Source organism: Pseudomonas sp. GW822-FHT03F08 (genome assembly GCF_058801265.1).
Map to the genome: position 1 here is coordinate 377,706 of NZ_JBXANC010000008.1, position 24,596 is coordinate 402,301.

The following is a 24,596-nucleotide window of genomic DNA, read 5'->3' on the forward strand; positions in this document are numbered from 1 at the left end:
GGCCGGACGTTTCAGAAATCGACAGTGGCCGAGAGCAACAGGGTCCGAGGCGCACCTTGAGAGAACGCACCGTAGGAGGCGACGCCCGACCAATATTCGCGGTCGAACACGTTCTGCACGGTGGCCCGGAAAGTGGTCGGTCGTTCGGCGATGCGTGTGGCGTAGCGGGCGCCGACATCGAAGCGGGTCCAGGCGTCCAGTTGTTGGGTATTGGCCTGATCGACGTATTGGCTGCCGGTGTAAATGGCGCCGCTGGTCAACGTCAGGCCTTCGACTTGCGGGACGTCCCATTCGGCCCAGAGGTTGGCTTGCACCTCGGGAACGCCGACCGGTTTATTGCCGCGATTGGCGGCGACGCCGGTGCGGGTCAGTTCGCCGTCGAGCAGCGTCACGCCACCGAGCAGGCGCGTGCCTGATGCGATCTCGCCGGCCATGTTCAGTTCGACGCCACGGTTGCGCTGTTCGCCATTGACCGCGAACACCCCGGATGCCAATTCGCCGCTGGGCTTTTCAAGTTGAAACAGGGCGATGGTGGACATGAAACGGCCGTAGTCGAGCTTGACCCCGACTTCCTGCTGCCGGGACACATAAGGGGAAAAGATCTCGCCCGCGTTGGAGGCGGCGGACGGCGCGATGTCACCCTTGCTCAGGCCTTCGACGTAGTTGTAGTAGAACGCGACATGATCCCAAGGCTTGACGACGACCCCGAACAGCGGCGTGGATTTGCTCTTGTCGTAATGTGTGGTGACGAAGCCGGCCGCGTTGTAGTTATCCGATTTGATGTTTTGCTGGCGCACGCCGAGCGTGACTTGAAGGCGTTCGTCGAGCATCGACAGCGTGTCGGCGAGGGCCACACCCGACAGTTCGCTTTCGGAGACCTTCGGCGTATCGGGCTTGGCAATCGCGGGTTTCGGGCGGTCAATCGGGTGGTAGATGTTCGACAGGATCGCCGGGCCGGAAATGATGCCTCGGGACAAGTTATCGCGGTAACGGGTGACTTGCAGGGCGGTGCTGTGACTGATCGGCCCGGTGTCGAAACGCAGGCGTGCACCCGCGTCGACGGTGTAGCGCTGGACTTCGAATTTGTAATAGCCGGGGATCGACGAGGTGTCGCCCGCTTCGTTGATGATGGTCGGTGTCTGGTCGGACATGCGCGCGACATCCGATCGGCCTCCGCCAGCATGGGCGAACAGCGTCAGGTTGTCGTTGAGGTCGTATTCGCCACCGAGCAACGCCGATTTATCGCGGGTTTCCGACCAGCCCCATTCCTGGCTGACGCTGGTGCGCCCGTTGGCTGCTGAAGGAATCTCCACGCCGGGGGCGATCAGAAACGGTCGGGACGCGGCGTCGAAGCTCTCTTTCTGGTTGATCAGATCCAGTGTGGTGCGCAGGCGGTCGCCCTGATAGTCGAGGGAAATCGCGCCGATGCCGACTTCCCGCGATTGTTTGTCGATGGCCGTTTCACCTTGCTGGACGCTGCCATTGATTCGCACCCCGAACCGGCGTTCTTCGCCAAAGCGCCGACTGACATCGACGTGACCGCCGACCTGGGTATTCAAGGCGTAACTGGTGGTAAAGCGGGTCAGGTCTTCGTCCAGCGAACGCTTGGGCACCACGTTGATCACGCCGCCAACACCGCTGTTGGGTGACATGCCGTAGAGCAGGGCGCCGGGGCCTTTGACCAGTTCGATGCGTTCGGCGTATTCGGTGAACACCCGATAATTGGAAGCCACGCCGTACACGCCGTCGAACGCCAGTTCACCGAGGTTGCCTTCGCCGACGGGAAAGCCACGGATGAAGAACGAGTCGACAATCCCTCCGGCCTGTCCCGTGGAGCGCACCGAAGAGTCACGCTCCAGCAAGTCGCCGACGGTGACAGCCTGCTGGTCCTTGATCAACGTCGAGGTGTAGCTGCTGACGCTGAACGGGGTGTCCATCGCGTCGCGGTTGCCCAGCATGCCGAGACGTCCGCCGCGAGCGGCCTGACCACCCGGCAGTACCGACGGCAAGCTGTCGCTGCGCCTGTCGGTGCCTTCGATCGTGGTGTCCGACAACGTGACCCGGCGTACCACCAGCGTCCAGGTGCCGTCGCTGCGGGCGACCATTTCCAGGCCGCTGCCTTCCAGCAGACGGGACACCGCGTCCTGGACCGAGTAGCTGCCTGACAGTCCCGGGCTGACGAGGCCTTCGGTGATCGATGGTTGAAACGACAGGGCAATCCCGGCGTCCACGGCAAAACTCGACAGGGTTACGCCAAGCGGTCCAGGCGCGATGTTGTAGGCTCGAACGGTGACCGCGTCCAGTTGCGTCGGTCCGGCGGCCAGAGCGAACGTGCCACCGGCCAGGCCCAGCACAACGCTGAGCAACACACTGCGTAGAACGGGCTTTAGTAGCAGACGATCCGGAGGCAAGGGTCGTGCAACGAGCATGAAGGAGTGACCCTATGGACGAGGTGGAATGGTTGTTCCTTTCATTGCCAGCCGAGATCAAAAAAAGTATCACCTGCGAGGTGATTTTTTGCTCAGGCGGGTGAGAGCGTCACCCAGTAGCCGCTCAAGTGCCCGGAGACGTGCACGGGATAGGTCTGCGCCAGCATGTTCAGCGAACGTTGGGTATCGCTGATGGGAAAGGCCCCGGAAATGCGCAAGTCGGCAATGGCCGGGTCGCAGCGCACGAAACCCCGGCGATAACGCGCCAGTTCGACGACGAAATCCGCCAGGCGCATCTTGTCGGCCATCAGCATGCCCTGGGTCCAGGCGCCGACGTTGCGGTCGGTCGGGTTCAGTGAGCCAAAAGCCTGCGATGAAAAGTCGGTACGCTGCCCGGCGTTGACGATGATCGGCGTGCGCTGAGGGCTGTCGGCCAATTCGACCTGGACGGCGCCTTCGAGGACCGCGAGTTGGGTGCGCGGCTGCCATTCACGAACGGTGAATCGCGTGCCCAGCGCCTGCATCCGGCCCTGCCGGGTGCTGACCAGAAAGGGCCGAGGCTGCGCGGCGTTGTCCGGCGCGGTCTGCACCAGGATTTCGCCTTCGCGCAGATTGATCAGCCGCTGACGGGTGTCGAACAAGACGTCGATGGCCGTGTCGGTGTTCAGGGTGATTTGCGAGCCATCGGCCAGGGTCAGTTCGCGGCGCTGGCCCACGGCGGTGTGGTAATCGGCGGACCATTGTTGCGATTGCGCCAGTTTCCAGCTGCCCCAACCGGCCGGCACCGCCGCCAACAGCAAGGCCAGTTTGCCGAGGGCTGCGCGGCGTTCCGGGTTGCTCGGGCGATCCAGCGCCGACATCGCCAGCGACGGTGGCAGGCCGCCAAACTTGCTTTGCAGCAACTGCGCACGGGACCAGGCCCGATTGCGTTCGGGGCTGCTGACTTTCCAGTATTCCCATTCCGCGCGCTCGGTCTCGCTGAGGTCGTTTTCGCTCAGACGCATCAGCCACTCGGCGGCTTCTTCGAGGATCTTCGGATCGAGCGGCGGTTCACTGCGACGCGTGAGCATTCATTCCACCAGCATCAGGCACTGCACGAAAGCCTGTTTCATGTAGCGCTTGACGGTGATCAGCGAGACGTCCAGCTGCTCGGCGATGTCGGCGTATTTCAAACCGCCGATCTGCGACAGCAGGAATGCGCGTTTGACCAGCGGCGGCAGGGTGTCGAGCATTGCGTCGATTTCGTGCAGGGTTTCCAGCACCACGAAACGCAGCTCGGGGGAGGGCACTTCCGGCGCAGGCAAATGCGCGAGGGCATCAAGGTAGGCGCGTTCCAGTGCCTTGCGCTGATACCAGTTGATGAGGATGCCCTTCGCCACGCAACTCAGGTATGCCCGGGGCTGCTCGATGGTCGTGACCTGGGAGGCGAGGATCCGGGTGAAGGTATCCTGCGCCAGATCCGCCGCATCCATGGCGTTACCCAGTTTTTTCTTCAGCGTGTTGTACAGCCAGCCGTGATGACCGCTGTACAGCGCTTCGATCACGCGCAGGTGGTTGTCGTTGTTCGCGGGAAGGGTTTCGCTCATGGCTGCAGTGTTTTGCAATTGAGAAGTATTCCCAATGCTAGTGTACAAAGAGCCCGCGACGCAAGCGCGAATCAGCATCCGTTTTCAGGTGCGGGGCATTCTCAACAACGCGTTTACCATGGCATCAATTTCAGCCTCGGTGTTGTAGGCGTGTAGCGATGCGCGGCTGACTTCCAGCAGGTCCCGTTGCTGCATGTCGAGCAGGGTCGAGCGGAAGGTCGAGGTGGTGACGTTGATGCGTTTTTCCTGCCCCGCCAGCCATGCCTGGACTTGCGCCGCGCTGGCGTCCTTGCAGGTGAAGGTGACGATGCCAGACTTGACCGCGCCCCGATCCTGCGGCGTGACGCCGGGTACGTCGTTCAGGCGATTGCGCAGGTGAACTGACAATCCTTGAATGCGCTGCCACATCGGCTCGATGCCTTGCATCAGGGCATACCGGGCCGCCGCACCCATGCCCAGTTTCGCGGCAACGTTGCATTCCCAGTTTTCGAAACGCCTGGCATCTCCACGAATCCTGAAGGTGTCCGGGGTCAGCAATGAAGCCGCGTGCAGGTCGAGAAAGGCCGGTTCGAGGCTTTCGCACAAGGTCTTTTCGACGTAGAGAAGCCCCATGCCCCGAGGGCCGCGAAGGTATTTTCGGCTGGTGGCGGCGAGCATGTGACAGCCGATTTTCTGCACATCGATCGGCATCTGCCCGACGCCCTGACAGGCATCCAGCAGAAACAGAACCCCGGCCGCGCGGGCGAGGGCGCCGATCTGTTCGATGGGCTGCACCGGGCCGCCGTTGGTGGCGATCACCGGCAGCGACACCAGGGCAACCCGGTCATCGCCGAGCATGTCCCGCAGCGCCGGCAATGACACCTGGCCCTGTTCATCGTTGGGAATGACCCTGATCTCGATCCCGCGCTGCTGCTTGAGTTGCAAATAGGGAATGTAGTTGCCGGCGTATTCGGTGGTCGACGTCAGCACCACATCGCCGGGCCGCAGCGGCAATGAATAGAAGGCCATGTCCCAGGCGCGGGTCGCGTTTTCAATGACCGCGATTTCTCCGGGCAGAGCGTTGATCAGTTGGCCGATGGCGTCGTAGACGTCTTCCACTTCCCGGGCCTGTTGCCCGGCGGCTTCATAGCCGCCGATCCGGGCTTCAAGTTGCAGGTGACGGGTCATCACCTCGATCACCGGATCGGGCATCAGCGCTGCGCCGGCATTGTTGAAGTGAATGAGTTGCTCGACACCCGGGGTGTCGGCGCGCAGTTGTTCAATGTTCAAAGCGAACTCCTTGATCAGTCGCCCGGCGGGATCTGGCTCGGTTGCATGACCATGGGCCGGTAGCGCAACGCAACGATGGGAATCAGCGCGAGGATGTAGGCGAGGCAGACAAACAGGTAGGTGTACTGCAAACCGTAGACCTGGCTGAGCAGCCCACCGGCCGAGATGCCGGCGATGGACGCAAACTGTGCGGTGCTCTGGGCTATGCCCAGCACATAGCCCTGGCGTGAGCTGTCGGCGGTTTTGGAGATCAGCGCCATCAGTACCGGCGTCGTGGCGCCCAGCAATACGCCCCAGATGAAGTATGTGCCGACGAATATGATCGGGTTGCGGGTGACGCCGGCGAGTGCTGTCAGCGCAATGCAGCCGAGGACGACATAAGTGATGCGTTGCAAGGTGTCCTGTTGGGTACGGTGTTCGAAGTAACGCGACCACGCGGTTGCCGACAGAATGAAACCCAGCGCCAGCAAGCCATAACACAGCCCGACCACCGAGTTACTGACCTCGAACACCGAGCTGACATACAGCGAAAAAGACGTCTGCGGCAGCATCCGCGCCAGCAGCAAAATGCCCATGACGCCCAGCAGCGACAGCAGGGGCGTGCCTTGCCAGACGCTGGTGTTGTGGCTGACCGGAGCCGCTTTGTCGGCGACCGGAGCTTTCTTCACCGGCGGCACGTCCGGCAACGTTACGGCTGCGACCACGGTGCAGATGGCACAGAGCACCGCCGCGATCATGTTGATCCAGAAGAACGTCGCGTAATCGAGGATCAGTCCGCCGACCACCGCGCCGAGCAACGAGCCGACGTTGGTGGAAATCTGCAGGATCGCGAACAGTCGCGCCCGGCGTGAAGGGGCCTCGATACTCACGCCATACGCCTGGGCCGGGGCGATGTAACCGGCGAAGGCGCCTTGCAGGAAGCGCAGGATCAGGATCACCCAGATATCACTGCACAAGGCCAGCCCAAGCTGGGTCAATGACAGGCCGGCGAGGGCGCGGATCATCATCAACTTGTGGCCGTAGCGGTCGCCGATACGGCCCCAGAATGCACTGGTCAGAATAATGCCCAGCATCGGCCCAACGTACACGGCGATGCTGGCGAAGCTGAAGAGCGAGTCCGAAGATGTCAGCCCTCGCAGGTGGACGGGCCAGAACGGCCCGCTCATTTCCATCGCACCCATCGAAATGAGCTGGATCGCGAACAGAAGATAAATCAGGACTCTTACGCGCGAACCCGCGATGGCACCTGCATGGGTCATGAGTCAGCCTCGGTTATTGAACGACATTGAGCGGGTTGGTCAGCGTGTGCTGAATCCGGTAGTTGGAGTACTGCATCATGTGCATGCGCAACAACGAACGGGTCGGCCACGGATCATTGAGGAAGGCCTTGCGTTCGACTTCCCACAGATCCGGCGCGACACGCTCGCGCACCGCGGTAAAAGCCTGCTCGGTTTCTTCACGCAGAATGTCCCACATCCGATTGTTGTCCAGCGCGTACTCCTTGGTCAGCCACAAGGCCATTTCATGCAGATGCGTGAGGAACGCCGCGTCGAGCACGAACATGCGCACCGGCTCGATATCGCCTTCGAACACCGTTGGCAGAATGCCCGGCTGCACATGCGGTTGCAGGGTGTAGCCGCGTCCTTCCAGCAATGGAGCGTAGGTCCTGCCATCGCCAAAATCGCGGATCAGCAGACTACGTGCTTTGCCATCCGGGGAAAACAGCACCATCGTGTTCTGCTGGTGCGCCTCAAGCCCGATGCCGTACATCAAGTAAATTGCAATCACCGGATGGGTGACCACTTTGGCGTACTGACGAAACCAGTCTTCGACCTGGGCGGCATTGGCCCGAACGCCATCGCGCTCGATCAACTCGGTGAACAACGGCCGGCCGCTGCCCGGCAAGCGAGTGAACAGAGAAGCCACGGTGATCGGCAGACACTCATCGGTGCGCTCGAACGCTTGCTGGCTGGCGCGGAACACGACTGACAGATGCCGGCCGGGGTGGTCGTCCTGAGTGATCGCGTTCTTGTAGCGCACGCCGATTTCTTCCGGGAAGATTTCCAGTCGCTGCTCGAAACCATCCTCGACCTCGAGGATTTTCGCGATGACGGTGCTGATGCGCGGGCCCATGTGGATCGACTTGGCCTGCAGGCTACGCAGCTCGCTGGTCATCCACACGGCAATCGGCAACTTGATCAGCGGCGCGCTCTCCTTGAGTACCGGCATCATCGTGCGGTACGACATGGTCGGCAGGGTCTGGATGTCCGGGCCGTCGATGATGAGGATGCCTTCTGCGATTTCCGCCGCGAAGTGCTTCAGCACGTAAGCCTGCAAATGCCACGCGTGAATCGGCAGTGGCAACCATTGGGATTCGTCCAGGCCCTTGCTGTTGAGCGACGCTTTCCATTGCTCCCATTGAGTCGGGAAGTTGCTGGCGAACCAGGTGTGGTAGTCCGTCACGTGGGGCATGCTTTCGCTTTTCGCCATGTCGGCGCGCAACGCGGCAATGCGCAGTGGCACCTGGGCGTTGAACTCCGGCGACAGTTGCTCGACTTCTTCGTCGCTCAGGCCCGGCCGGGCTTTCCACGTCGGATAATACGGGTGACCTTCCAGCGAGCCCCACTGGTCGAGGAGGATCGCGGCGTCCTTGGTGCTGGCGTGCTGGCGCAGGTAATCGGTCAGGCTGTCGAGGCCCTGTTCCCGGGCGGCGGCAGCCAGTCGTGCGTTCCATTGCTGGCGATACTGACGAGCATGGGCATCGTTCATCAGGCTGTTTTCCATGTCCGACTTGAGCCCGGCGATGCCTTCATCGGTCGGCTCGAAATCGAAGCTGTCGCGCAGCACATCCAGCAAATCCTGATGGGTGTAGATCACCTGGCGCACGCCTTCATCGGTCATCAGGATCACGTCGCCGTCATTGACCACGGTGTCCGCCGGGCCCTTGGCGATGTTGGAAAAGAACACTTGGGAACGGCCGTCTTTCAGCGCGTACGTGGCCTCGTTGCCGGCTGCGGAGAAGCGCAGGCCCGAGCGATCCAGAATGTTTTCGGCAAACAGGCAACGGATCATCCGTCGCAGGGCGTTCTTGCGGGAGTAGGCGATGAGTGTCTTGAAGTCATCCATATCAGCTATCTGCTCGTCGAGAAATTAATGAAAAGTTGAACCCGCTCACGCCGTGCGCGGCCATTGGCTGGGGAAGTAGTCGAGCGCCGAGTCGCGCAGGCCCTGCATGTAGGAAACGCTCCATTGCAGGACTTCTTCGATGTAGGGGACTTTCAGTTCGAAGCGCCGGGCCATTTCCACCAGCAGCACCAGGCCGTAGGCGACGTCTTCATTGAAGGCGCGGCTTTCACGTTCGATCACGTAGCCGGCGCGGTTGTCATCGGCTGGAATCATCGGGGCGAGGATGTCGTTGTAGGCCTGGTTGGTGCGCAGGATCGACAGCATGCTGCTCTGATCGCGGATCTGTTCGCCGTAGGCCTCGACGATTTCCTGCTTGAGGGATTTGACCGAAGACAGGTCGATGCCCATGCGCTGGCTGATCACGCTGCACAGTTCCTGACTTTCCTGATCCATGCGTTCGAGGAAATAGGCGCCCAGCTCGGGGCACTCGGTCCACCAGCACATGCGCTGCGGGAAGATCTTGCGATGCCACTGGCCGTAGGGACCGATCAACCCGTAAATCACCGAGCTGTGCATGATCGGATTGCCCGGTGTCAGGGTGATTTCCAGGTAGTGGTCGAGCATCGTCACGCAGGGGCCGTACAGCGTGGTAAGGATTTCTTCCAGGTGCTGCCGTGATTGCGCTGATTCCCGGTCATGCATCGCCACATACAACTGGCTCTTGCCGCCGCCCATCTTCACCGACACGCCCGGCTTCAGATCGAACGCGGTGTGCGGCACATCCTTCATGCCCCAGATCACCACGTTCGAACGTTCGCCCAACGTGGCTTCCGCCAGCCAGTCGAAGCCGCAGAAACCCGGAATGGCGCCGACGTACACCGGTTTGCCCGAACTCAAATGCGGCGCGATGGCTTGCAGGGTTTGTGGTCGGGCATGGGCCGGAACCGTGATGATCACGATGTCGGCGTCGGCCACCACGACACTGGCATCGGTGCTGACCTGATCCGGCCGGGCGCTCAGTGTCGAGCCGTCCGGCATCAGCGCCTGCATCGGCAGGTTGGCGAGGTGCCGGTCGACCACCTCCTTATTGTTGGTGAGCATCGAGACCTGAACATTGGGCAGCTGTTTAAACAGGATGGCATTCAGATGCCCGGTCCGGCCTGCGCCGCAGATGGCGACTTTCAGCGGTTTCATACAGAGACTTTCCTGTGTGGGAGACGCGTCAGGCGACGCTCAATTGCAGGGGAGTGGCGTCGGATTCCAGCCAGCGGGTCTTGCCCAGCCAGCGATCCAGTTGCGGTGCGACGCCGGGGTCCAGCAGGTCTCGTTCTTCCAGCCAGTTGTCGTCGAATACGGTGTGCAGGTATTTCTCGCCGCCGTCGGCAATCGGCACCACGACATTGCCGGTCAGCGTGCCTTTGTGAATCAGCTCCAGCGCCTTGAAGATCGCGCCACCAGTCGAGCCGCCGACCAGCAGGGCCAGATTGCGCGCGATGTAGCGGGCGGTTTCGAAGGCCTGGGAATCGGTGACTTGCAAGCCCAGGTCGATGCAGCTGTAGTCGAGCACCAGGCCCACGGTGTCGCCGGCCGGGGTGCCGGTTCCCGACTGGTAATACGGATAGCCGGGATGACCGAAGACGATGGAACCGGCCGGTTCGACGGCCACGGTGACGATGTCCGGGTTGTGCAGTTTCAGACCGCGGGCGATACCGGTCATTGAGCCGCCGGTGCCGACGCAACCAACGTACGCGCCGATGTGGCCACCGGCCTGGGCAATGGTTTCACGGACGAAATCGCTGTAGCCGCCGGCGTTGGCCGCGTTGTCCGACTGGTTCATGAACACCGCGCCGGGGATCTGCGAGGCGAGCTCGGCGGCCAGCCGTTGACGCTCGACCACAGCCACTTCGTCTTCCCGGTAAGTGCCGGCGACAAAGCGGATTTCCGCCCCCAGTGCCTTCATCACCGCGATCTTGTCTTGCGCCGCATGGTGATCGACCACGGCAATGAAATGCAGGTCGAACTCAACGGCTGCCATGGCCAGGCCGATGCCGGTATTGCCGGAAGACGATTCCACGACCACGCCACCGGGTTTCAACTTTCCGGACTTGAGCGCCGCCAGCACCATGTTTCGCGCCATGCGGTCTTTAATACTGCCACCGGGGTTGTTCTTCTCTATCTTCAGCAGAAGTCGGGCGTTGGTATCCGGAACATCGATGCCCAACATTGGTGTATTGCCAATAAGATCCGAAACTTTATTCAGTATCATCTGGACGTCTTCCCTTAATAGTCAGGTGTGAATGCGTAGTTACCTTCCGTACAACACGTCGCCCTCAGTCGCTGTGGCAACGGGTGGCGATGAAATTCGTTTTCCAGCAAGTCCATCTGATAACCGGCAGTGTTGGCGTAGATCAATAAGTCGCCGGTTTGTGGTGGTGTATCGAAGTTGATCAGGCGATGAGTGATCACGTCGTCATCAAGGCAACTATGCCCGGCAATGTAGGCTTGCATTGGAGCAAGTTTCGACTCTTTCGAAGTGATCAGGATTGGATCGACAAGGTATTCAGACGAGAACCAGGTTTCGCATGCGCTGAAACTGCTGCCTTCGGCGAAAATCACAACTTTGTTGTCGGTCAGTTGTTTTGTGCGGGTTACGCGAAAGATGGTGATGGCGGCTTGGTCAACCAGACTTCGGCCAGGCTCCAGTGCCAGTTTTATATTCTGACTCTTCAAGTAACTCGTGATGGTTTTTCCCGGGGAGTGATCGGACTCCAGGAATAACTCCAGCCACTGGCAAGCCGTCAGACTGCTGCCATAAGGGTAATAAGCGTTGGGCACTCGACCATTCTGATAATGACCAGGATTGTTGTCGTTCTGCAAAAAGCTGTTGTAGTCCTGCGGGTCTACATACCGCATCGGCAGGCCACCACCGATATCGATCATGACCGGGTCGAGGCCCATTTCCCTTGCCGCATCGATGAAGCCGGTGACTTCACGGAAAGCCTGTACCCGGGTTTCGTAACCGTAACCGCCGAGGTGGAAATGGAAGCCTTCGAAGTGGAACGACTCACGTTGTTCGATCAGGTATTGCAGGCACTGAAACAAATCATCCGCACCCATTCCGAATCGGCTCGCCGGGCAACTTGTCGGCCTGTAACGCAGCAGGATCCGGGCTTTGGCCGGTGGTTGCGAAGTGTCGAGCAACGCTTTGAGATGGCTGAACTCTTCCAGTGAGTCCACACAAATCAGCGATCCGCCTTGCACCAGTGCGTTATGAAACGCTGCCGTTTTGGCCGGCCCGGTCGCACACAGATGTTCCGCCGGGGTTCCGGCGCGCAGTGCCGCTTGCAGCTCGAAGAGACTCGATACATCGGTGCCGATGCCCGACGCCGATGCCGCAGCCAGCAGGCATTGTGACTTGTTGGCTTTGGCACCGTAGAAAATCGCGTAGTCGACGTCGTGTCGTTTCAACACCGATTGCAGCGCTTGAGCATTGGCTTCAAACGCATGCGGCCACACCAGGTTCAGTGGGGATCCGTGTTGTTTAACAAGTTCGGCAAGTGCTTTCGGAGAATGTTTAAGAAAGTTATCGATAACAGGATCAAGTAACGGTTTCAGCACTTTTGGGTATTGGGTTTCGATTGTTTCTTTAACTGTCGGCGCAATTGATTCAGGCATAGAAAACCTCTGGCGTCGATAATCGCCATGTGCAGGTCGACAACTAATGCTTGTCGAGTCGTGTGTTCTTGCTGCTCGTCAGATACGAGTGTTTAAAGAGGTGGAGGCGGATGACAGATCCGCTCAGCAAATAAACTCGGGGTATTTTCTTTCATAAAATTTTCACAAAACTGTTTCATGAGAACCCCACTCCTTAAGGCTCAGGCAGGCAAGGAGAAGGCCAATAACTGATGGCCTTGTCTCTTTTAAAGTGCCATTACCTGACATGTAAATGACATCATTGCGCCGAACTTTTCGTGAACAAAATTTCAGGTCTTGATTTGAGTCTTGACCCTGTCAGCGGCTCGAACAATATTGCGAACAGGAATGATTATCAAGTAAGGTTTTCAAATATTTTTGAATGAACACACACAACAGAGGAGTGCGAAGCCGCTTATTCGCATGCTCAAGTAAGCGCTCGCGTGTTGATTTTAAAAACCGTCAACGCCTTGTTATTCAAGGTGTTGGCGGTTGATTCAAGACACCCGGATGCAACCTGGTTTTCCCCCTGTAACAGGTGTTCGAATTTTTTTGAAAACCCACGACTGAAGCACGCTCAGGAGAGTCCCGATGACTGTTCGTCACAGCACCAATGCCACGCTTCCCATCAGCTACCTGTTCGTTCCCGGCAACCGGCCGGAGCGCTTTTCCAAAGCGGTCGAAGCCGGGCCGGATGCGATCATTCTCGACCTCGAAGATGCCGTTCATCCGAACAGCAAAGCCGTGGCCCGGGCATCGATCTGGGCTTGGCAGCAGAGCACACCCGAAACCGCCTGCCAGCGTTACATCCGGTTGAACAGCGTCGGCAGTTCGCTGTTTCGCCAGGACATGACCTGGCTGGGTGACATGCGCTATCCCGAGCGCTGCGCAGGGATTTTCCTGCCCAAGGCCGAATGTCCAGAGAGCCTCTCTCGTGTGGTCGAACGCCTGTTGGCGTGGAACCCCGACCTGCAAATCGTCGCCATCATCGAGACTGCCAAAGGCTTGCATCAGGTCGAGGCAATTGCGGCGATTCCCGGTTTGGCACGGCTGGCATTCGGTTCGCTGGATTTCTCCCTGGACATCGATTGCAGCCAGATTCCCGAGGCGTTTCTGTTCGCTCGCAATCGCATCGTGCTGGCGTCGCGCGTCGCCGGTTTGCCTGCACCGATCGATGGCGTGACCCCGGCCATCAGCGACATGGCGGTGGTCGAGCGCGACTCGCGTTACGCCCGGTCGCTGGGGTTCGGCGCCAAGTTGTGTATCCATCCTTCGCAAATCGCCACGGTGCAGAAAGCCTACCTGCCCAACGCCCGCCAACTGGCGTGGGCGGATCGGGTCCTTAACGCCGTGGCCGGGGGCAGCCACGCGGTGCAAGTCGACGGTGAAATGGTCGATCTGCCGCTGATCGAGCAGGCGCAACGCCTGCGGGACATGGCCAGCCAGTACGCGCTGGTCGCCAACGCGGATGCCTGCTGAAACGGGGGACGCATCATGGGACATGGTTACCAGATTGCCCTGCGGCCACTGTGCGACGTGCGGCAATCCGAGCAGGTCGATCCGCTCAACGTGCAGCGGCTGCGCGAGGCGATCATCCAGGCCGGGCACTGGCTGGAACCGATCATCGTCGAGCGCTCCCGGGGCATCGTGATGGACGGCAATCACCGGTTCAACGCGGCGCGGGCGCTGGGGTTGAAACGGGTGCCGTGCATCCAGCTCGACTACGCCGATCCGCGAGTCTGTGTACGGCACTGGCAGACCGGGCAGGCGTTCGAAGTGGCGCGGATTTTCACCACCATCGAGCGCGGCGAACTGTTCCCGTACAAGACCACCCGGCACGCGTTCGACCCCGCGCTGCCGGTGATCTCCATTCCGCTGCAATGCCTGTACGACTGACCGGCGTCGGAGGGTGGGCTTCGCAGCCCATCCTCCGGACGTTCTCTTCCGAGCCATCCGCTCGCAAAAAAATATTCAACGACGCTGATACTTTTTCGATTGTCGACTGGCAAATAGGAGTCATTACCATTTTCCGTCATTCGAGAAGGACCCCATCGTCATGTCTGTTGCACGTCGACCTTGCAGTGAACGCGCGTTAACGCTGGCTATTCGCACCGCCATGCTGAGTTCTATTCTGGCCGCAGGAAGCGCCACTGCCTGGGCAGCAGACCCCAAGCAATCCGAGCAACAGGACGTCGCCGCCACGGAAGGGCTGACGCTGGATACCACCAACGTTACGGGCAGCTACAACGGCGCGACTGCCTTGCCGGAAGTGCTCGCCGGAGGCCAGGTCGCCCGAGGCGCAAGGCTGGGGATGATGGGCAACAAGGATGTGATGGACACGCCGTTCAGCGTGACCAGCTACACCGCCAAGACCCTCGCCGATCTGCAAACGGTGACCGTGGCCGATGCGCTGGAACGCGATCCTTCGGTACGCTCCACCGGGCAGACCGGCGGCATCGTCGATTCGTTTTTCATCCGTGGATTTGCGATAGGCGAGGGCAACCTCGGCGAGCTGGCCTACGACGGTGTGTACGGCGTCGCGCCCAACTATCGGGTGTTCACCGAATACGCCGAACGCGTTGAAGTGCTCAAAGGGCCGGGTGCGCTGATGTACGGCATTTCCCCCAACAGCGGCGTTGGCGGTGTGATCAACATCGTGCCCAAACGACCACTGGACGAAGACCTGACCCGCTTCACCGGCACTTACGCGTCCGACTCGCAAGTGGGCGGGCATCTGGACGTCAGTCGGCGTTTCGGCAGCGAGAACCAGTTTGGCATCCGTTTCAACGGCAGCACTCAGGGCGGCGACACCGCGATCAACGATCAGGAACGCGCGCTGAACATCGGCGCCATCGCACTCGATTACAAGGGCGAGCGGTTGCGCCTGAACCTGGATTACATCAGCCAGAAAGAGAGCTTCGACGCGGCCTCGCGACCGTTCACCATTGCACCGGGTGTGAAGGTTCCATCGGCGCCGAACGGCCGCACCAACCTGCCGCAGGACTGGGGCTGGTCGGACACCAAGGAGCAGTCGGCATTGCTCGGCGGCGAGTATGACCTCAACGATAACCTGACCGTGTTCGCCCACGCCGGCGGCGGTCGCTCCGACGTCAAGCGCATGTCCGACCAGGTACCGCGAATCCTCAACGACGCCGGCGACACCAGCAACATTCCCGGTTACTACAAATTCAACGTCGACCGTTCGACGGCTGACGTGGGGATGCGTGCACTGTTCGCCACCGGCCCGGTCACCCACACGACCACGGTCATGGCGACCCGTTATCAGGACGAATTGTCCCGTGGCATCAACAACGGCACGGAAATCCGCTCGAACATCTATCACCCGGTAGACGTGCCCAAGCAGTACATCAGCTCGCCGAAAGTGCTGCGCATTTCCGAATCGGAACTGTCTGGCGTCGCACTGACCGATACCCTCGGTTTTCTGGATGACCGGATTCAGTTGACCCTCGGCGTACGCCGACAGGACATCGAATCGCGTAACTACAACGCCTCGGGCTCGGTCAGCTCCCGCTACGACGACAGTGCGACCACACCGCTGGCAGGCGTAGTGGTCAAACCATGGGAAGACGTTTCGCTGTACTACAACTACGTCGAAGGCCTGAGCAAAGGTGATATCGCTCCAGGCACCGCAGCCAACTCCGGCGAAACGTTCGCCCCTTACAAGTCCAAGCAACATGAAATCGGTGTGAAGTACGAACACGGTACGTTCATGACGACTCTGGCCCTGTTCCAGATCGAGAAACCGAGTGGCGAAATCGGCGCCGGCAATGTGTTCTCGGTGCAGGCCGAACAACGTAACCGTGGCGTCGAGTTGAGCATGTTCGGTGAAGTCGCGCCGGGCACTCGCCTGATGGGCGGCGTGACCTTGCTGGACGGCGAACTGACGGACTCGGCCACCGCCGCCAACCGTGGCAACAAACCGGTGGGCGTGCCGGATGTCCAGGCCAACCTCTGGGCGGAGTGGGATACACCGTGGGTCGAAGGTTTCACCCTGACCGGCGGCGCGATCTACACCGACAGCCAATACGTCAATCAGGCCAACACCCAGGAGCTGCCTTCCTGGACCCGCATCGACGCCGGCGCTCGCTACGCCACCAAGATCGAAGGTCGGCCGACGACATTCCGGGCCACGGTGCAGAACGTGTTTGATCGTGAGTACTGGTCAGGTGTGGCGTCCTACGGCGCGTTCTCCCCGGGCTATCCACGCACGTTGCAGTTGTCGGCGACCGTCGACTTCTGATCGGGGGCGCACTGCTGAGTGCGCCTTCTTCTATATAGAGCTACGCACAGCGGCTGATCATAAAAAGGAGCATTTGCATGTTAACCAGCCCGGCATCGACGTCCTCTGGCAAGCAATCGCAGTTTTCGTTGGCGAAGGGGCAGCGGGCCTTCGATTTCGAGCGCAGCACCAATGAGCATATCCGTGAGCTGCTGCATTATTACGGGCTGCGCACCAGTCTGATCCGGATCAAAGTGATCGATGCCTTGCTGGTTGCAGCACGCGAAGGACGCGCCGTTGGCGGGCGCGGGGTGCATGGGTATCTGCAGGCGTTTGTCAGCGGCATTCAGTTCATCAGCGTCAGGGAAGTGCTCAAGCGTTTGTGCGAGGAGGGCGTCATCGTGTTTCAGCCTGACAAGAGCTACCGGTTTACCGGCGAAGCCTACACCTTGCTGGAGCAGCATGCCGACCGCTGAATGACTGCGTTTGCTGTCCTGATCCAAACCACCTGTTCGCGGGTGGTTTTTTCGTTTGGGGCCGTCAATCCCGATTCGATGAAAGCGTTCGATCACCGGACAGCCAAACCTTCGTCCAATTGCCCACCCCGACACTCCGGCGTACTGTGACCGGTGAACCACCCGTGATCACACAATAAATAGAAGATCGAGTGCCTTGCCCATGGACAACCGCCTGCTGAGCGACCGCAGCAGCGTGTTTCGCCACGCTGACCCGTATGCCGTCTCCGACTATGTGAACCAGCACGTCGGCCAGCATTTCATCGGCCTGTCCCGGACTACCCATCCCCAAGCCAGCCTCAACCATCGCAAACTCGCCGACCTCGATCTGTGTCGTATCAGCTATGGCGGCAGCGTTCGCGTCACTTCAGTGGCGCTGGAAACGGTCTATCACCTGCAAGTCCTGCTGCAAGGCAACTGTCTGTGGCGCGGTCCCAAGTGCGAGCATCATCTGGTGCCGGGCGAATTGTTGTTGATCAACCCGGACGATCCGGTCGATCTGACCTATTCCGACGATTGCGAGAAATTCATCCTCAAGGTGCCGGTCAGCGTGCTGGAGTCGGTGTGCGACGAGCAGCGCTGGTTGCATCCTGCCGGTGGCATCCGGTTTCTGCGCAATCATTACCGGCTCGATGAGTTGGAAGGTTTTACCAACCTGCTCGGCATGATCTGCCAAGAAGCCGAAGCCAGCGATCCGTTGCTGCGGGTGCAGGAGCATTACGCGCAGATCGTCGGCAGCAAACTGATTTCGCTGATGAACACCAACGTCAGCCGTGAATGCCTGAGTTCACCGAGCGTCAGTTTCGAGCGAATCCTCGACTATATAGAGCGCAACCTGAAACAGGATCTGCCTGCCGAGCACCTGGCCACACAGGCGAACATGAGCCTCCGCTCACTCTACGTCTTGTTCGAACGCCAGCTTGGCGTGACCCCGATGCAATACATCCGCCAGCGCAAGCTGGAACGTATTCATGCCTGCCTCAGCGATCCGAGTTGCCCGGTGCGCAACCTCACCGAACTGGCGCTGGACTACGGCTTCCTGCACCTCGGGCGTTTCTCCGAAAGCTATCGCCAGCAGTTCGGCGAACTGCCGTCCGTGACCTTCAAACGCCGCCACTGAATTCCCGCCCCGAAACAACCTGAAGCACCTGCCGCGCCGTCCTGCACAAAACGGATAACGCTCTGCAGGATTCGGATATTGCCTCCCGCGTTGCCTCCCTAATCTGACCTGGCCTGAACAATAACAATGGAGGCCCCGGCCATGTCCCTGGGAATCGACTACCTCAATGCCATGCTTGAAGAGGACCCCGAGAAGGGTGCCTACCGCTGCAAGCGGGAGATGTTCACCGATCCACGGCTGTTCGAACTGGAGATGGCGCACATCTTCGAAGGCAACTGGATCTACCTCGCCCATGAAAGCCAGATCCCCAACGTCAATGACTTTCTGACCACAACGATGGGCCGCCAACCCGTCTTCATCGCCCGCAACAAGGCCGGTGAACTCAATGCCTTTCTCAATGCGTGCAGCCATCGCGGCGCCATGCTCTGCCGGCACAAGTCCGGCAATCGTTCCAGCTACACCTGTCCGTTCCACGGCTGGACGTTCAACAACAGCGGCAAACTGCTCAAGGTCAAGGACCCGAGCGAGGCCGGCTACCCCGAAGGCTTCAACTGCGAAGGCTCCCACGACCTGACCAAAGTCGCGCGTTTCGAATCCTATCGCGGCTTTCTGTTCGGCAGCCTGAATGCCGACGTGAAGTCTCTCGTCGAGCACCTGGGTGAGTCGGCCAGGATCATTGACATGATCGTCGATCAATCCCCCGAAGGCCTGGAAGTGCTGCGTGGTTCCAGCTCTTACATCTATGAAGGCAACTGGAAACTCACCGCCGAAAATGGCGCCGACGGCTATCACGTCAGCTCCGTGCACTGGAACTACGCCGCCACTCAGAACCAGCGTCAGCAGCGCGACGCCGGTGAAGAAATCAAGACCATGAGCGCCGGCAGCTGGGCGAAGAAGGGGGGTGGTTTCTACTCGTTCGAGCACGGCCATCTGCTGCTCTGGACCCGCTGGGCCAACCCCGAGGACCGTCCGGCGTACGAGCGTCGCGATGAACTGGTTCGGGACTTTGGCCAGGCTCGCGCCGACTGGATGATCGAGAACTCGCGCAACCTGTGCCTGTACCCCAACGTGTATCTGATGGATCAGTTCAGTTCGCAGATCCGCATCGCCCGGCCGATCTCCGTCGACAAGACCGAGATCACCATTTATTGCATCGCGCCCAAAGGCGAGAGCGCCGAGGCTCGGGCTAAACGCATTCGCCAATACGAAGACTTCTTCAACGTCAGCGGCATGGCCACCCCGGATGACCTCGAAGAATTCCGCTCGTGCCAGACCGGCTACGGTGCCGGGCGCGGCTGGAACGACATGTCCCGTGGCGCGACCCATTGGGTCGAAGGCGCGGACGCGGCGGCCGAGGAAATCGACCTCAAGCCATTGCTGTCCGGCATGCGTACCGAAGACGAAGGCCTGTTCGTGCTGCAACACAAGTACTGGCAGGAAACCATGCTCAAGGCCGTTGCCAGCGATAAAAACCTGATCCCCGTGGAGGCCGTGCAATGAGCAACCTCTACGACACCGTGCGCGATTTTCTCTACCGCGAAGCACGCTATCTCGACGATGGCCAGTGGGATCAGTGGCTGGAACTCTACGCTGCCGACGCCAGTTTCTGGATGCCGGCCTGGGACGATCACGACACCCTGACCGAAGACCCGCAAAGCGAAATCTCGCTGATCTGGTACGGCAACCGTGGCGGCCTCGAAGACCGGGTATTCCGGATCAAGACCGAGCGCTCCAGCGCGACCATCCCCGACACCCGCACTTCGCACAACCTGAGCAACATCGAGATCGTCGAGCAGGGCAAAGGGCAATGCCAGGTGCGCTTCAACTGGCACACCCTGAGCTTTCGCTATCAGGTCACCGACAGCTACTTCGGCACCAGTTTCTACACCCTCGACCTGCGCGGCGAACAACCACTGATCAAGGCCAAGAAAGTCGTGCTGAAGAACGATTACGTCCGTCAGGTCATCGACATCTACCACATCTGATCGAGACGGCGGCGAGCCGGGCTCGACGCTGTGAGCGAGGTGCACCATGAGTTACCAGATCGCACTGAATTTCGAAGACGGGGTCACTCGTTTCATCGAGGCCTCGGGCCACGAAACTGTTGCCGACGCGGCGTATCGCCAAGGCATCAACATCCCGCTGGACTGCCGCGACGGCGCCTGCGGCACCTGCAAATGTTTCGCTGAGGCCGGGCGATACGACATGGGCGACAACTTCATCGAAGACGCCCTGAGTGAAGACGAACTGGCCCAGGGTTACGTCCTGACCTGCCAGATGCGCGCCGAAAGCAATTGCGTGGTGCGGGTGCCGGTCGGCTCGCAGGTGTGCAAGACCGAACAGGCGAGTTATCAGGCGTCGATCAGCGATGTTCGTCAGCTCTCCGAGAGCACCATCGCGCTGTCGATCAAGGGTGAGTCCCTGAGCAAACTGGCGTTCCTGCCGGGGCAATACGTCAACCTGCAAGTGCCGGGCAGCGAGCAATCCCGTGCCTATTCCTTCAGCTCGTTGCAGAAGAACGGTGAGGTCAGTTTCCTGATCCGCAATGTCCCCGGCGGCTTGATGAGCAGCTTCCTGACCGGGCTGGCCAAGGCCGGCGACAGCCTGAATCTCGCCGGGCCGCTGGGCAGTTTTTACCTGCGGCAAATCAAGCGGCCGCTGCTGCTGTTGGCGGGCGGCACCGGGCTCGCCCCGTTCACGGCGATGCTGGAGAAAATCGCCGAGCAGGGCAGCGAGCACCCGGTACACCTGATCTACGGCGTGACCAACGATTTCGATCTGGTTGAACTTGACCGCCTCGAAGCCTTCGCCGCGCGCATCCCGAATTTCAGCTTCGGCGCCTGCGTGGCCAATCCGCAGAGCCAGCATCCGCTCAAGGGCTACGTCACCCAGCACATCGAACCACGTCACCTTAATGAAGGCGATGTCGACGTGTACCTGTGCGGCCCGCCGCCGATGGTCGAGGCGGTCAGCCAGTACATCCGCGAGCAGGGCATCACGCCGGCGAATTTCTACTACGAGAAGTTCGCGGCGGCCTGAGTCTTTTTTCTGAATGTCGAGGTTGTCATGAACAACAGATTCGCCAACAAGGTCGCGCTGGTCACAGGCGCGGCGCAGGGCATCGGTCGCCGGGTGTGCGAGCGATTGCTGGAAGAGGGCGCACACGTCGTCGCCGTCGACCGCTCCGCACTGGTTCACGAACTGCAAGGCGAGGGCGTTTTGTCGCTGACCGCCGACCTTGAGCAATACACCGATTGCGCCCGGGTGATGAGCGCCGCCGTCGATGCATTCGGGCGCCTGGATGTGCTGGTCAACAACGTCGGCGGCACCATCTGGGCCAAGCCGTTCGAGCACTACGACGTCGAGCAGATCGAGGCCGAAGTGCGCCGCTCGCTGTTCCCGACGTTGTGGTGCTGCCACGCCGCATTGCCGTACATGCTCAAGCAGGGGCGCGGCGCCATCGTCAACGTATCGTCGATTGCGACCCGCAGTCTGAACCGCGTTCCCTACGGCGCAGCCAAGGGCGGGATCAATGCGCTGACTGCCTGCCTGGCCTTCGAGAATGCCGAGCGCGGGATCCGGGTCAACGCCACCGCGCCAGGCGGCACTGAAGCACCTCCCCGGCGCATTCCGCGAAACACCGCCGAACAGTCCGCGCAGGAGCAAGCCTGGTATCAGGAAATCGTCGCGCAAACCCTCGATAGCAGCCTGATGAAACGCTACGGAACCCTCGACGAACAGGTCGGCGCGATCCTGTTTCTGGCCTCGGACGAGGCCTCCTACATCACTGGCGTGACCTTGCCGGTCGGTGGCGGCGATCTCGGCTGACACCTATTGAATGGACATCTCAATGAACCGAATCCTGATTGAAAACCTGTCGACGATCATCGTCGACCTGCCGACCATCCGCCCGCACAAACTGGCGATGCACACGATGCAGAACCAGACGCTGGTGATCCTGCGCCTGCGCTGCAGCGACGGCATCGAAGGCATCGGCGAAGCCACCACCATCGGCGGCCTGGCCTATGGCTACGAAAGCCCGGAAAGCATCAAGGCCAACATCGACGCGCACCTGGCGCCGGCGCTGATCGGCATGGACGCGAGCAACATCAACGCCGCCATGCAGAAGCTCGACAAGATCGCCAAGGGCAACACCTTCGCCAAGTCCGGGATCGAGAGCGCGTTGCTCGACGCCCAAGGCAAACGCCTTGGCCTGCCCGTGAGCGAACTGCTCGGCGGACGGGTCCGCGACAGCCTCGAAGTCGCCTGGACACTGGCCAGTGGCGACACCGCCCGCGACATCGCCGAGGCCGAGCAGATGCTTGATCTGCGACGGCATCGGATCTTCAAACTGAAGATCGGCGCCGACCCGCTGGAGCAGGATCTCAAGCATGTGGTGGCGATCAAGAAAGCCTTGGGTGATCGCGCCAGTGTGCGGGTCGACGTCAACCAGTACTGGGACGAATCCCAGGCGATTCGTGGCTGTCAGGTGTTGGGCGATAACGGTATCGACCTGATCGAGCAGCCGATCTCGCGAGTCAATCGTTCCGGGCAGATTCGTCTGAACCAGCGCAGCCCGGCGCCGATCATGGCCGACGAATCCATCGAAAGCGTGGAAGACGCGTTCAGCCTCGCCGCCGACGGCGCCGCCAGCGTCTTCGCCCTGAAGATCGCCAAGAACGGCGGTCCGCGCGCCGTATTGCGCACTGCGCAAATCGCCGAAGCCGCCGGCATCGCCCTGTACGGCGGCACCATGCTCGAAGGTTCCATCGGTACGCTGGCCTCGGCCCACGCGTTCCTCACACTCAGGCAACTGACGTGGGACACCGAGCTGTTCGGCCCGTTGTTGCTGACCGAAGACATCGTCACCGAGCGCCCGCAGTACCGCGACTTTCACCTGCATATTCCACGTACCCCAGGCCTGGGCCTGACGCTGGATGAAGAGCGCTTGGCGCGTTTTCGCCGGCACTGATTCCCCAAGGAGAACGCCATGCTGTTCCACGTAAAAATGACCGTGAAATTGCCCGCCGACCTGGACCCGGCCGTTGCCACAAAGCTCAAGGCCGACGAGAAAGAACTCGCCCAGCGCCTGCAACGCGAAGGCCAGTGGCGACACCTCTGGCGCATCGCCGGGCACTACGCCAATTACAGCGTGTTCGACGTACCCAGCGTCGAGGCGCTGCACGACACCCTGATGCTTTTACCGCTGTTTCCCTACATGGACATCGAGATCGACGGCCTTTGCCGTCATCCCTCGTCGATCCACGCCGACGACCGCTGAGCACGGACTCAACCCCACAACAACAAGATGAGGTGAACATCATGACCGTGAACATTGCCCATACTGCCCAATTGCAGAAGTTCTTCGAAGAAGTTGCCGGTTTTGCCAACGATGGCGGCAGCTCGCGCTTGAAAACCATCGTCTTGCGGGTGTTGCAGGACACCGCTCGGATCATCGAAGACCTCGACATCAGCGAAGACGAATTCTGGAAAGCCGTCGATTACCTTAACCGTCTGGGCGGCCGCTCCGAAGCCGGGCTGCTGGTCGCCGGCCTCGGCCTTGAGCATTTTCTCGACCTGCTGCAGGACGCCAAGGATGCGCAGATCGGTTTGACCGGCGGCACACCGCGCACCATCGAAGGCCCGTTGTACGTGGCCGGGGCGCCGCTGTACGAAGGTGAATGCCGGATGGACGACGGCAGCGAAGAGGGTGTCGCCACGGTGATGTTTATCGAAGGCCAGGTGTTCGATCCGCAGGGCCAGCCGCTGGCCGGCGCCACGGTCGACCTGTGGCATGCCAACACCAAGGGCACGTACTCGTTCTTCGACCAGAGTGAGTCCGAATACAACCTGCGCCGCCGGATCATCACCGACGCCGAAGGCCGCTACCGTGCCCGCAGCATCGTGCCTTCCGGTTATGGCTGCGATCCCCAGGGCCCGACCCAGGAATGCCTGAACCTGCTTGGCCGCCACGGCCAGCGCCCGGCTCATATTCACTTCTTCATTTCCGCGCCTGGGCATCGACACCTGACGACGCAGATCAATCTGTCGGGGGACAAATACCTGTGGGATGACTTCGCCTATGCGACCCGTGAAGGGTTGGTCGGGGAAGTCGAGTTTCGTGAGGATGCCGCGGGGCGTCGTGCCGAATTGAAGTTCGACTTCCAGTTGCAACAGGCGCCGGATTCGGCAGCCGAACAGCGCAGTCAACGGCCACGGGCGTTGCAGGAATCCTGATTCCAGAGCTCTGACCGGATTGGTTGAACTGCGCAAGAAGTTGCGCAGTTGTTCGTAATAAAACCAGGTTAAAAACCGCTACAGGCCTTGCCGATCAAGGCCTACAGCCAAGTGCGCAAGAAGTTGCGCAGTACTGCGCAACTTCTTGCGCACTTTTTCGCTGTTTCCTACAGCAAAAATCGAAAAAATCCCGCGTGAACTTCGTAAGCCCTTGATAGGTAATGGCCATATGATAGCTGGCACGACTTTTGATTACTCCTTTGCCACCTGGACAGGCAATCACGCCGTCCGGTCCTGTCTTTTGAGCAAGGAGCACACCCCATGGCAACACCCGCGTACATGTCGGTTACCGGCGAAAAACAAGGCCTGATCACTGCCGGC

Annotated in this window: 21 protein-coding genes; 12 read left to right on the top strand and 9 right to left on the bottom strand. The window is 60.4% G+C overall.

The genetic code is table 11. The annotated features are described in order from the left end of the window. Nucleotides 1-11: 11 nt before the first annotated feature. The 9 genes from AC1RME_RS21830 to AC1RME_RS21870 form a co-directional block, all read right to left on the bottom strand. Nucleotides 12-2,429: a TonB-dependent siderophore receptor gene (locus AC1RME_RS21830; RefSeq protein WP_493091737.1), complete on the bottom strand. Its 2,418-nt coding sequence runs from the start codon at nucleotides 2,427-2,429 to the stop codon at nucleotides 12-14. 92 nt (nucleotides 2,430-2,521) lie between these two features. After that, nucleotides 2,522-3,499: a FecR domain-containing protein gene (locus AC1RME_RS21835; RefSeq protein WP_096820690.1), complete on the bottom strand. Its 978-nt coding sequence runs from the start codon at nucleotides 3,497-3,499 to the stop codon at nucleotides 2,522-2,524. Beyond that, on the bottom strand, nucleotides 3,500-4,015 hold the full coding sequence (locus tag AC1RME_RS21840; RefSeq protein ID WP_096820691.1) for a sigma-70 family RNA polymerase sigma factor: 516 nt from the start codon (nucleotides 4,013-4,015) through the stop codon (nucleotides 3,500-3,502). An 84-nt stretch (nucleotides 4,016-4,099) separates the two neighbouring features. Further along, nucleotides 4,100-5,284 carry an aminotransferase class V-fold PLP-dependent enzyme gene (locus tag AC1RME_RS21845; RefSeq protein ID WP_096820692.1) on the bottom strand — a complete coding sequence of 395 codons (1,185 nt, stop codon included), beginning with the start codon at nucleotides 5,282-5,284 and terminating at the stop codon, nucleotides 4,100-4,102. A gap of 14 nt (nucleotides 5,285-5,298) precedes the next feature. Then, entirely contained in the window at nucleotides 5,299-6,543 is a 1,245-nt protein-coding gene (locus AC1RME_RS21850; protein WP_096820693.1) for an MFS transporter, read from the bottom strand. 13 nt (nucleotides 6,544-6,556) lie between these two features. Next, nucleotides 6,557-8,410 carry an IucA/IucC family protein gene (locus tag AC1RME_RS21855; RefSeq protein ID WP_096820694.1) on the bottom strand — a complete coding sequence of 618 codons (1,854 nt, stop codon included), beginning with the start codon at nucleotides 8,408-8,410 and terminating at the stop codon, nucleotides 6,557-6,559. A 45-nt stretch (nucleotides 8,411-8,455) separates the two neighbouring features. Beyond that, nucleotides 8,456-9,604: an NAD/NADP-dependent octopine/nopaline dehydrogenase family protein gene (locus AC1RME_RS21860; RefSeq protein ID WP_096820695.1), complete on the bottom strand. Its 1,149-nt coding sequence runs from the start codon at nucleotides 9,602-9,604 to the stop codon at nucleotides 8,456-8,458. 28 nt (nucleotides 9,605-9,632) lie between these two features. Next, on the bottom strand, nucleotides 9,633-10,676 hold the full coding sequence (locus AC1RME_RS21865) for a PLP-dependent cysteine synthase family protein (protein WP_096820696.1): 1,044 nt from the start codon (nucleotides 10,674-10,676) through the stop codon (nucleotides 9,633-9,635). A gap of 14 nt (nucleotides 10,677-10,690) precedes the next feature. Beyond that, nucleotides 10,691-12,085 (bottom strand): Y4yA family PLP-dependent enzyme, encoded by a 1,395-nt coding sequence (locus AC1RME_RS21870; RefSeq protein WP_096820697.1) that lies wholly within the window; start codon nucleotides 12,083-12,085, stop codon nucleotides 10,691-10,693. A 609-nt stretch (nucleotides 12,086-12,694) separates the two neighbouring features. Here AC1RME_RS21870 and AC1RME_RS21875 point away from each other — a divergent pair. The 12 genes from AC1RME_RS21875 (at nucleotide 12,695) to catA (ending at nucleotide 24,215) form a co-directional block, all read left to right on the top strand. Continuing rightward, nucleotides 12,695-13,582 carry an HpcH/HpaI aldolase/citrate lyase family protein gene (locus AC1RME_RS21875; RefSeq protein WP_096820698.1) on the top strand — a complete coding sequence of 296 codons (888 nt, stop codon included), beginning with the start codon at nucleotides 12,695-12,697 and terminating at the stop codon, nucleotides 13,580-13,582. 15 nt (nucleotides 13,583-13,597) lie between these two features. Next, nucleotides 13,598-13,999 (top strand): ParB N-terminal domain-containing protein, encoded by a 402-nt coding sequence (locus tag AC1RME_RS21880; RefSeq protein ID WP_085708451.1) that lies wholly within the window; start codon nucleotides 13,598-13,600, stop codon nucleotides 13,997-13,999. A gap of 160 nt (nucleotides 14,000-14,159) precedes the next feature. Continuing rightward, complete coding sequence (locus AC1RME_RS21885; RefSeq protein WP_096820699.1) at nucleotides 14,160-16,364, top strand: TonB-dependent receptor; 2,205 nt, start codon at nucleotides 14,160-14,162, stop codon at nucleotides 16,362-16,364. Nucleotides 16,365-16,441: 77 nt separating this feature from the next. Continuing rightward, nucleotides 16,442-16,819 (top strand): fe2+ zn2+ uptake regulation protein, encoded by a 378-nt coding sequence (locus tag AC1RME_RS21890; protein WP_255261920.1) that lies wholly within the window; start codon nucleotides 16,442-16,444, stop codon nucleotides 16,817-16,819. Between the two features lie 202 nt (nucleotides 16,820-17,021). Continuing rightward, nucleotides 17,022-17,978 carry an AraC family transcriptional regulator gene (locus AC1RME_RS21895; protein WP_493091740.1) on the top strand — a complete coding sequence of 319 codons (957 nt, stop codon included), beginning with the start codon at nucleotides 17,022-17,024 and terminating at the stop codon, nucleotides 17,976-17,978. Between the two features lie 141 nt (nucleotides 17,979-18,119). Then, a complete protein-coding gene (gene benA / locus AC1RME_RS21900; protein ID WP_493091742.1) occupies nucleotides 18,120-19,478 on the top strand; it encodes a benzoate 1,2-dioxygenase large subunit in 1,359 nt (452 codons plus the stop codon). Next, on the top strand, nucleotides 19,475-19,963 hold the full coding sequence (gene benB, locus AC1RME_RS21905; RefSeq protein ID WP_493091744.1) for a benzoate 1,2-dioxygenase small subunit: 489 nt from the start codon (nucleotides 19,475-19,477) through the stop codon (nucleotides 19,961-19,963). Before benA ends, benB begins: the two co-directional genes overlap by 4 nt. 46 nt (nucleotides 19,964-20,009) lie before the next feature. Next, a complete protein-coding gene (gene benC / locus AC1RME_RS21910; RefSeq protein WP_493091745.1) occupies nucleotides 20,010-21,017 on the top strand; it encodes a benzoate 1,2-dioxygenase electron transfer component BenC in 1,008 nt (335 codons plus the stop codon). Between the two features lie 27 nt (nucleotides 21,018-21,044). Continuing rightward, nucleotides 21,045-21,806: a 1,6-dihydroxycyclohexa-2,4-diene-1-carboxylate dehydrogenase gene (locus AC1RME_RS21915; RefSeq protein WP_096820704.1), complete on the top strand. Its 762-nt coding sequence runs from the start codon at nucleotides 21,045-21,047 to the stop codon at nucleotides 21,804-21,806. Between the two features lie 22 nt (nucleotides 21,807-21,828). After that, nucleotides 21,829-22,950, top strand: coding sequence for a muconate cycloisomerase family protein (locus tag AC1RME_RS21920; RefSeq protein ID WP_096820705.1), 1,122 nt, complete (start codon nucleotides 21,829-21,831; stop codon nucleotides 22,948-22,950). Nucleotides 22,951-22,968: 18 nt separating this feature from the next. Beyond that, nucleotides 22,969-23,259, top strand: a complete 291-nt coding sequence (gene catC, locus AC1RME_RS21925) for a muconolactone Delta-isomerase (RefSeq protein WP_096820706.1) — start codon at nucleotides 22,969-22,971, stop codon at nucleotides 23,257-23,259. A 41-nt stretch (nucleotides 23,260-23,300) separates the two neighbouring features. After that, complete coding sequence (catA, locus tag AC1RME_RS21930; RefSeq protein WP_096820707.1) at nucleotides 23,301-24,215, top strand: catechol 1,2-dioxygenase; 915 nt, start codon at nucleotides 23,301-23,303, stop codon at nucleotides 24,213-24,215. Nucleotides 24,216-24,596: the final 381 nt, after the last annotated feature.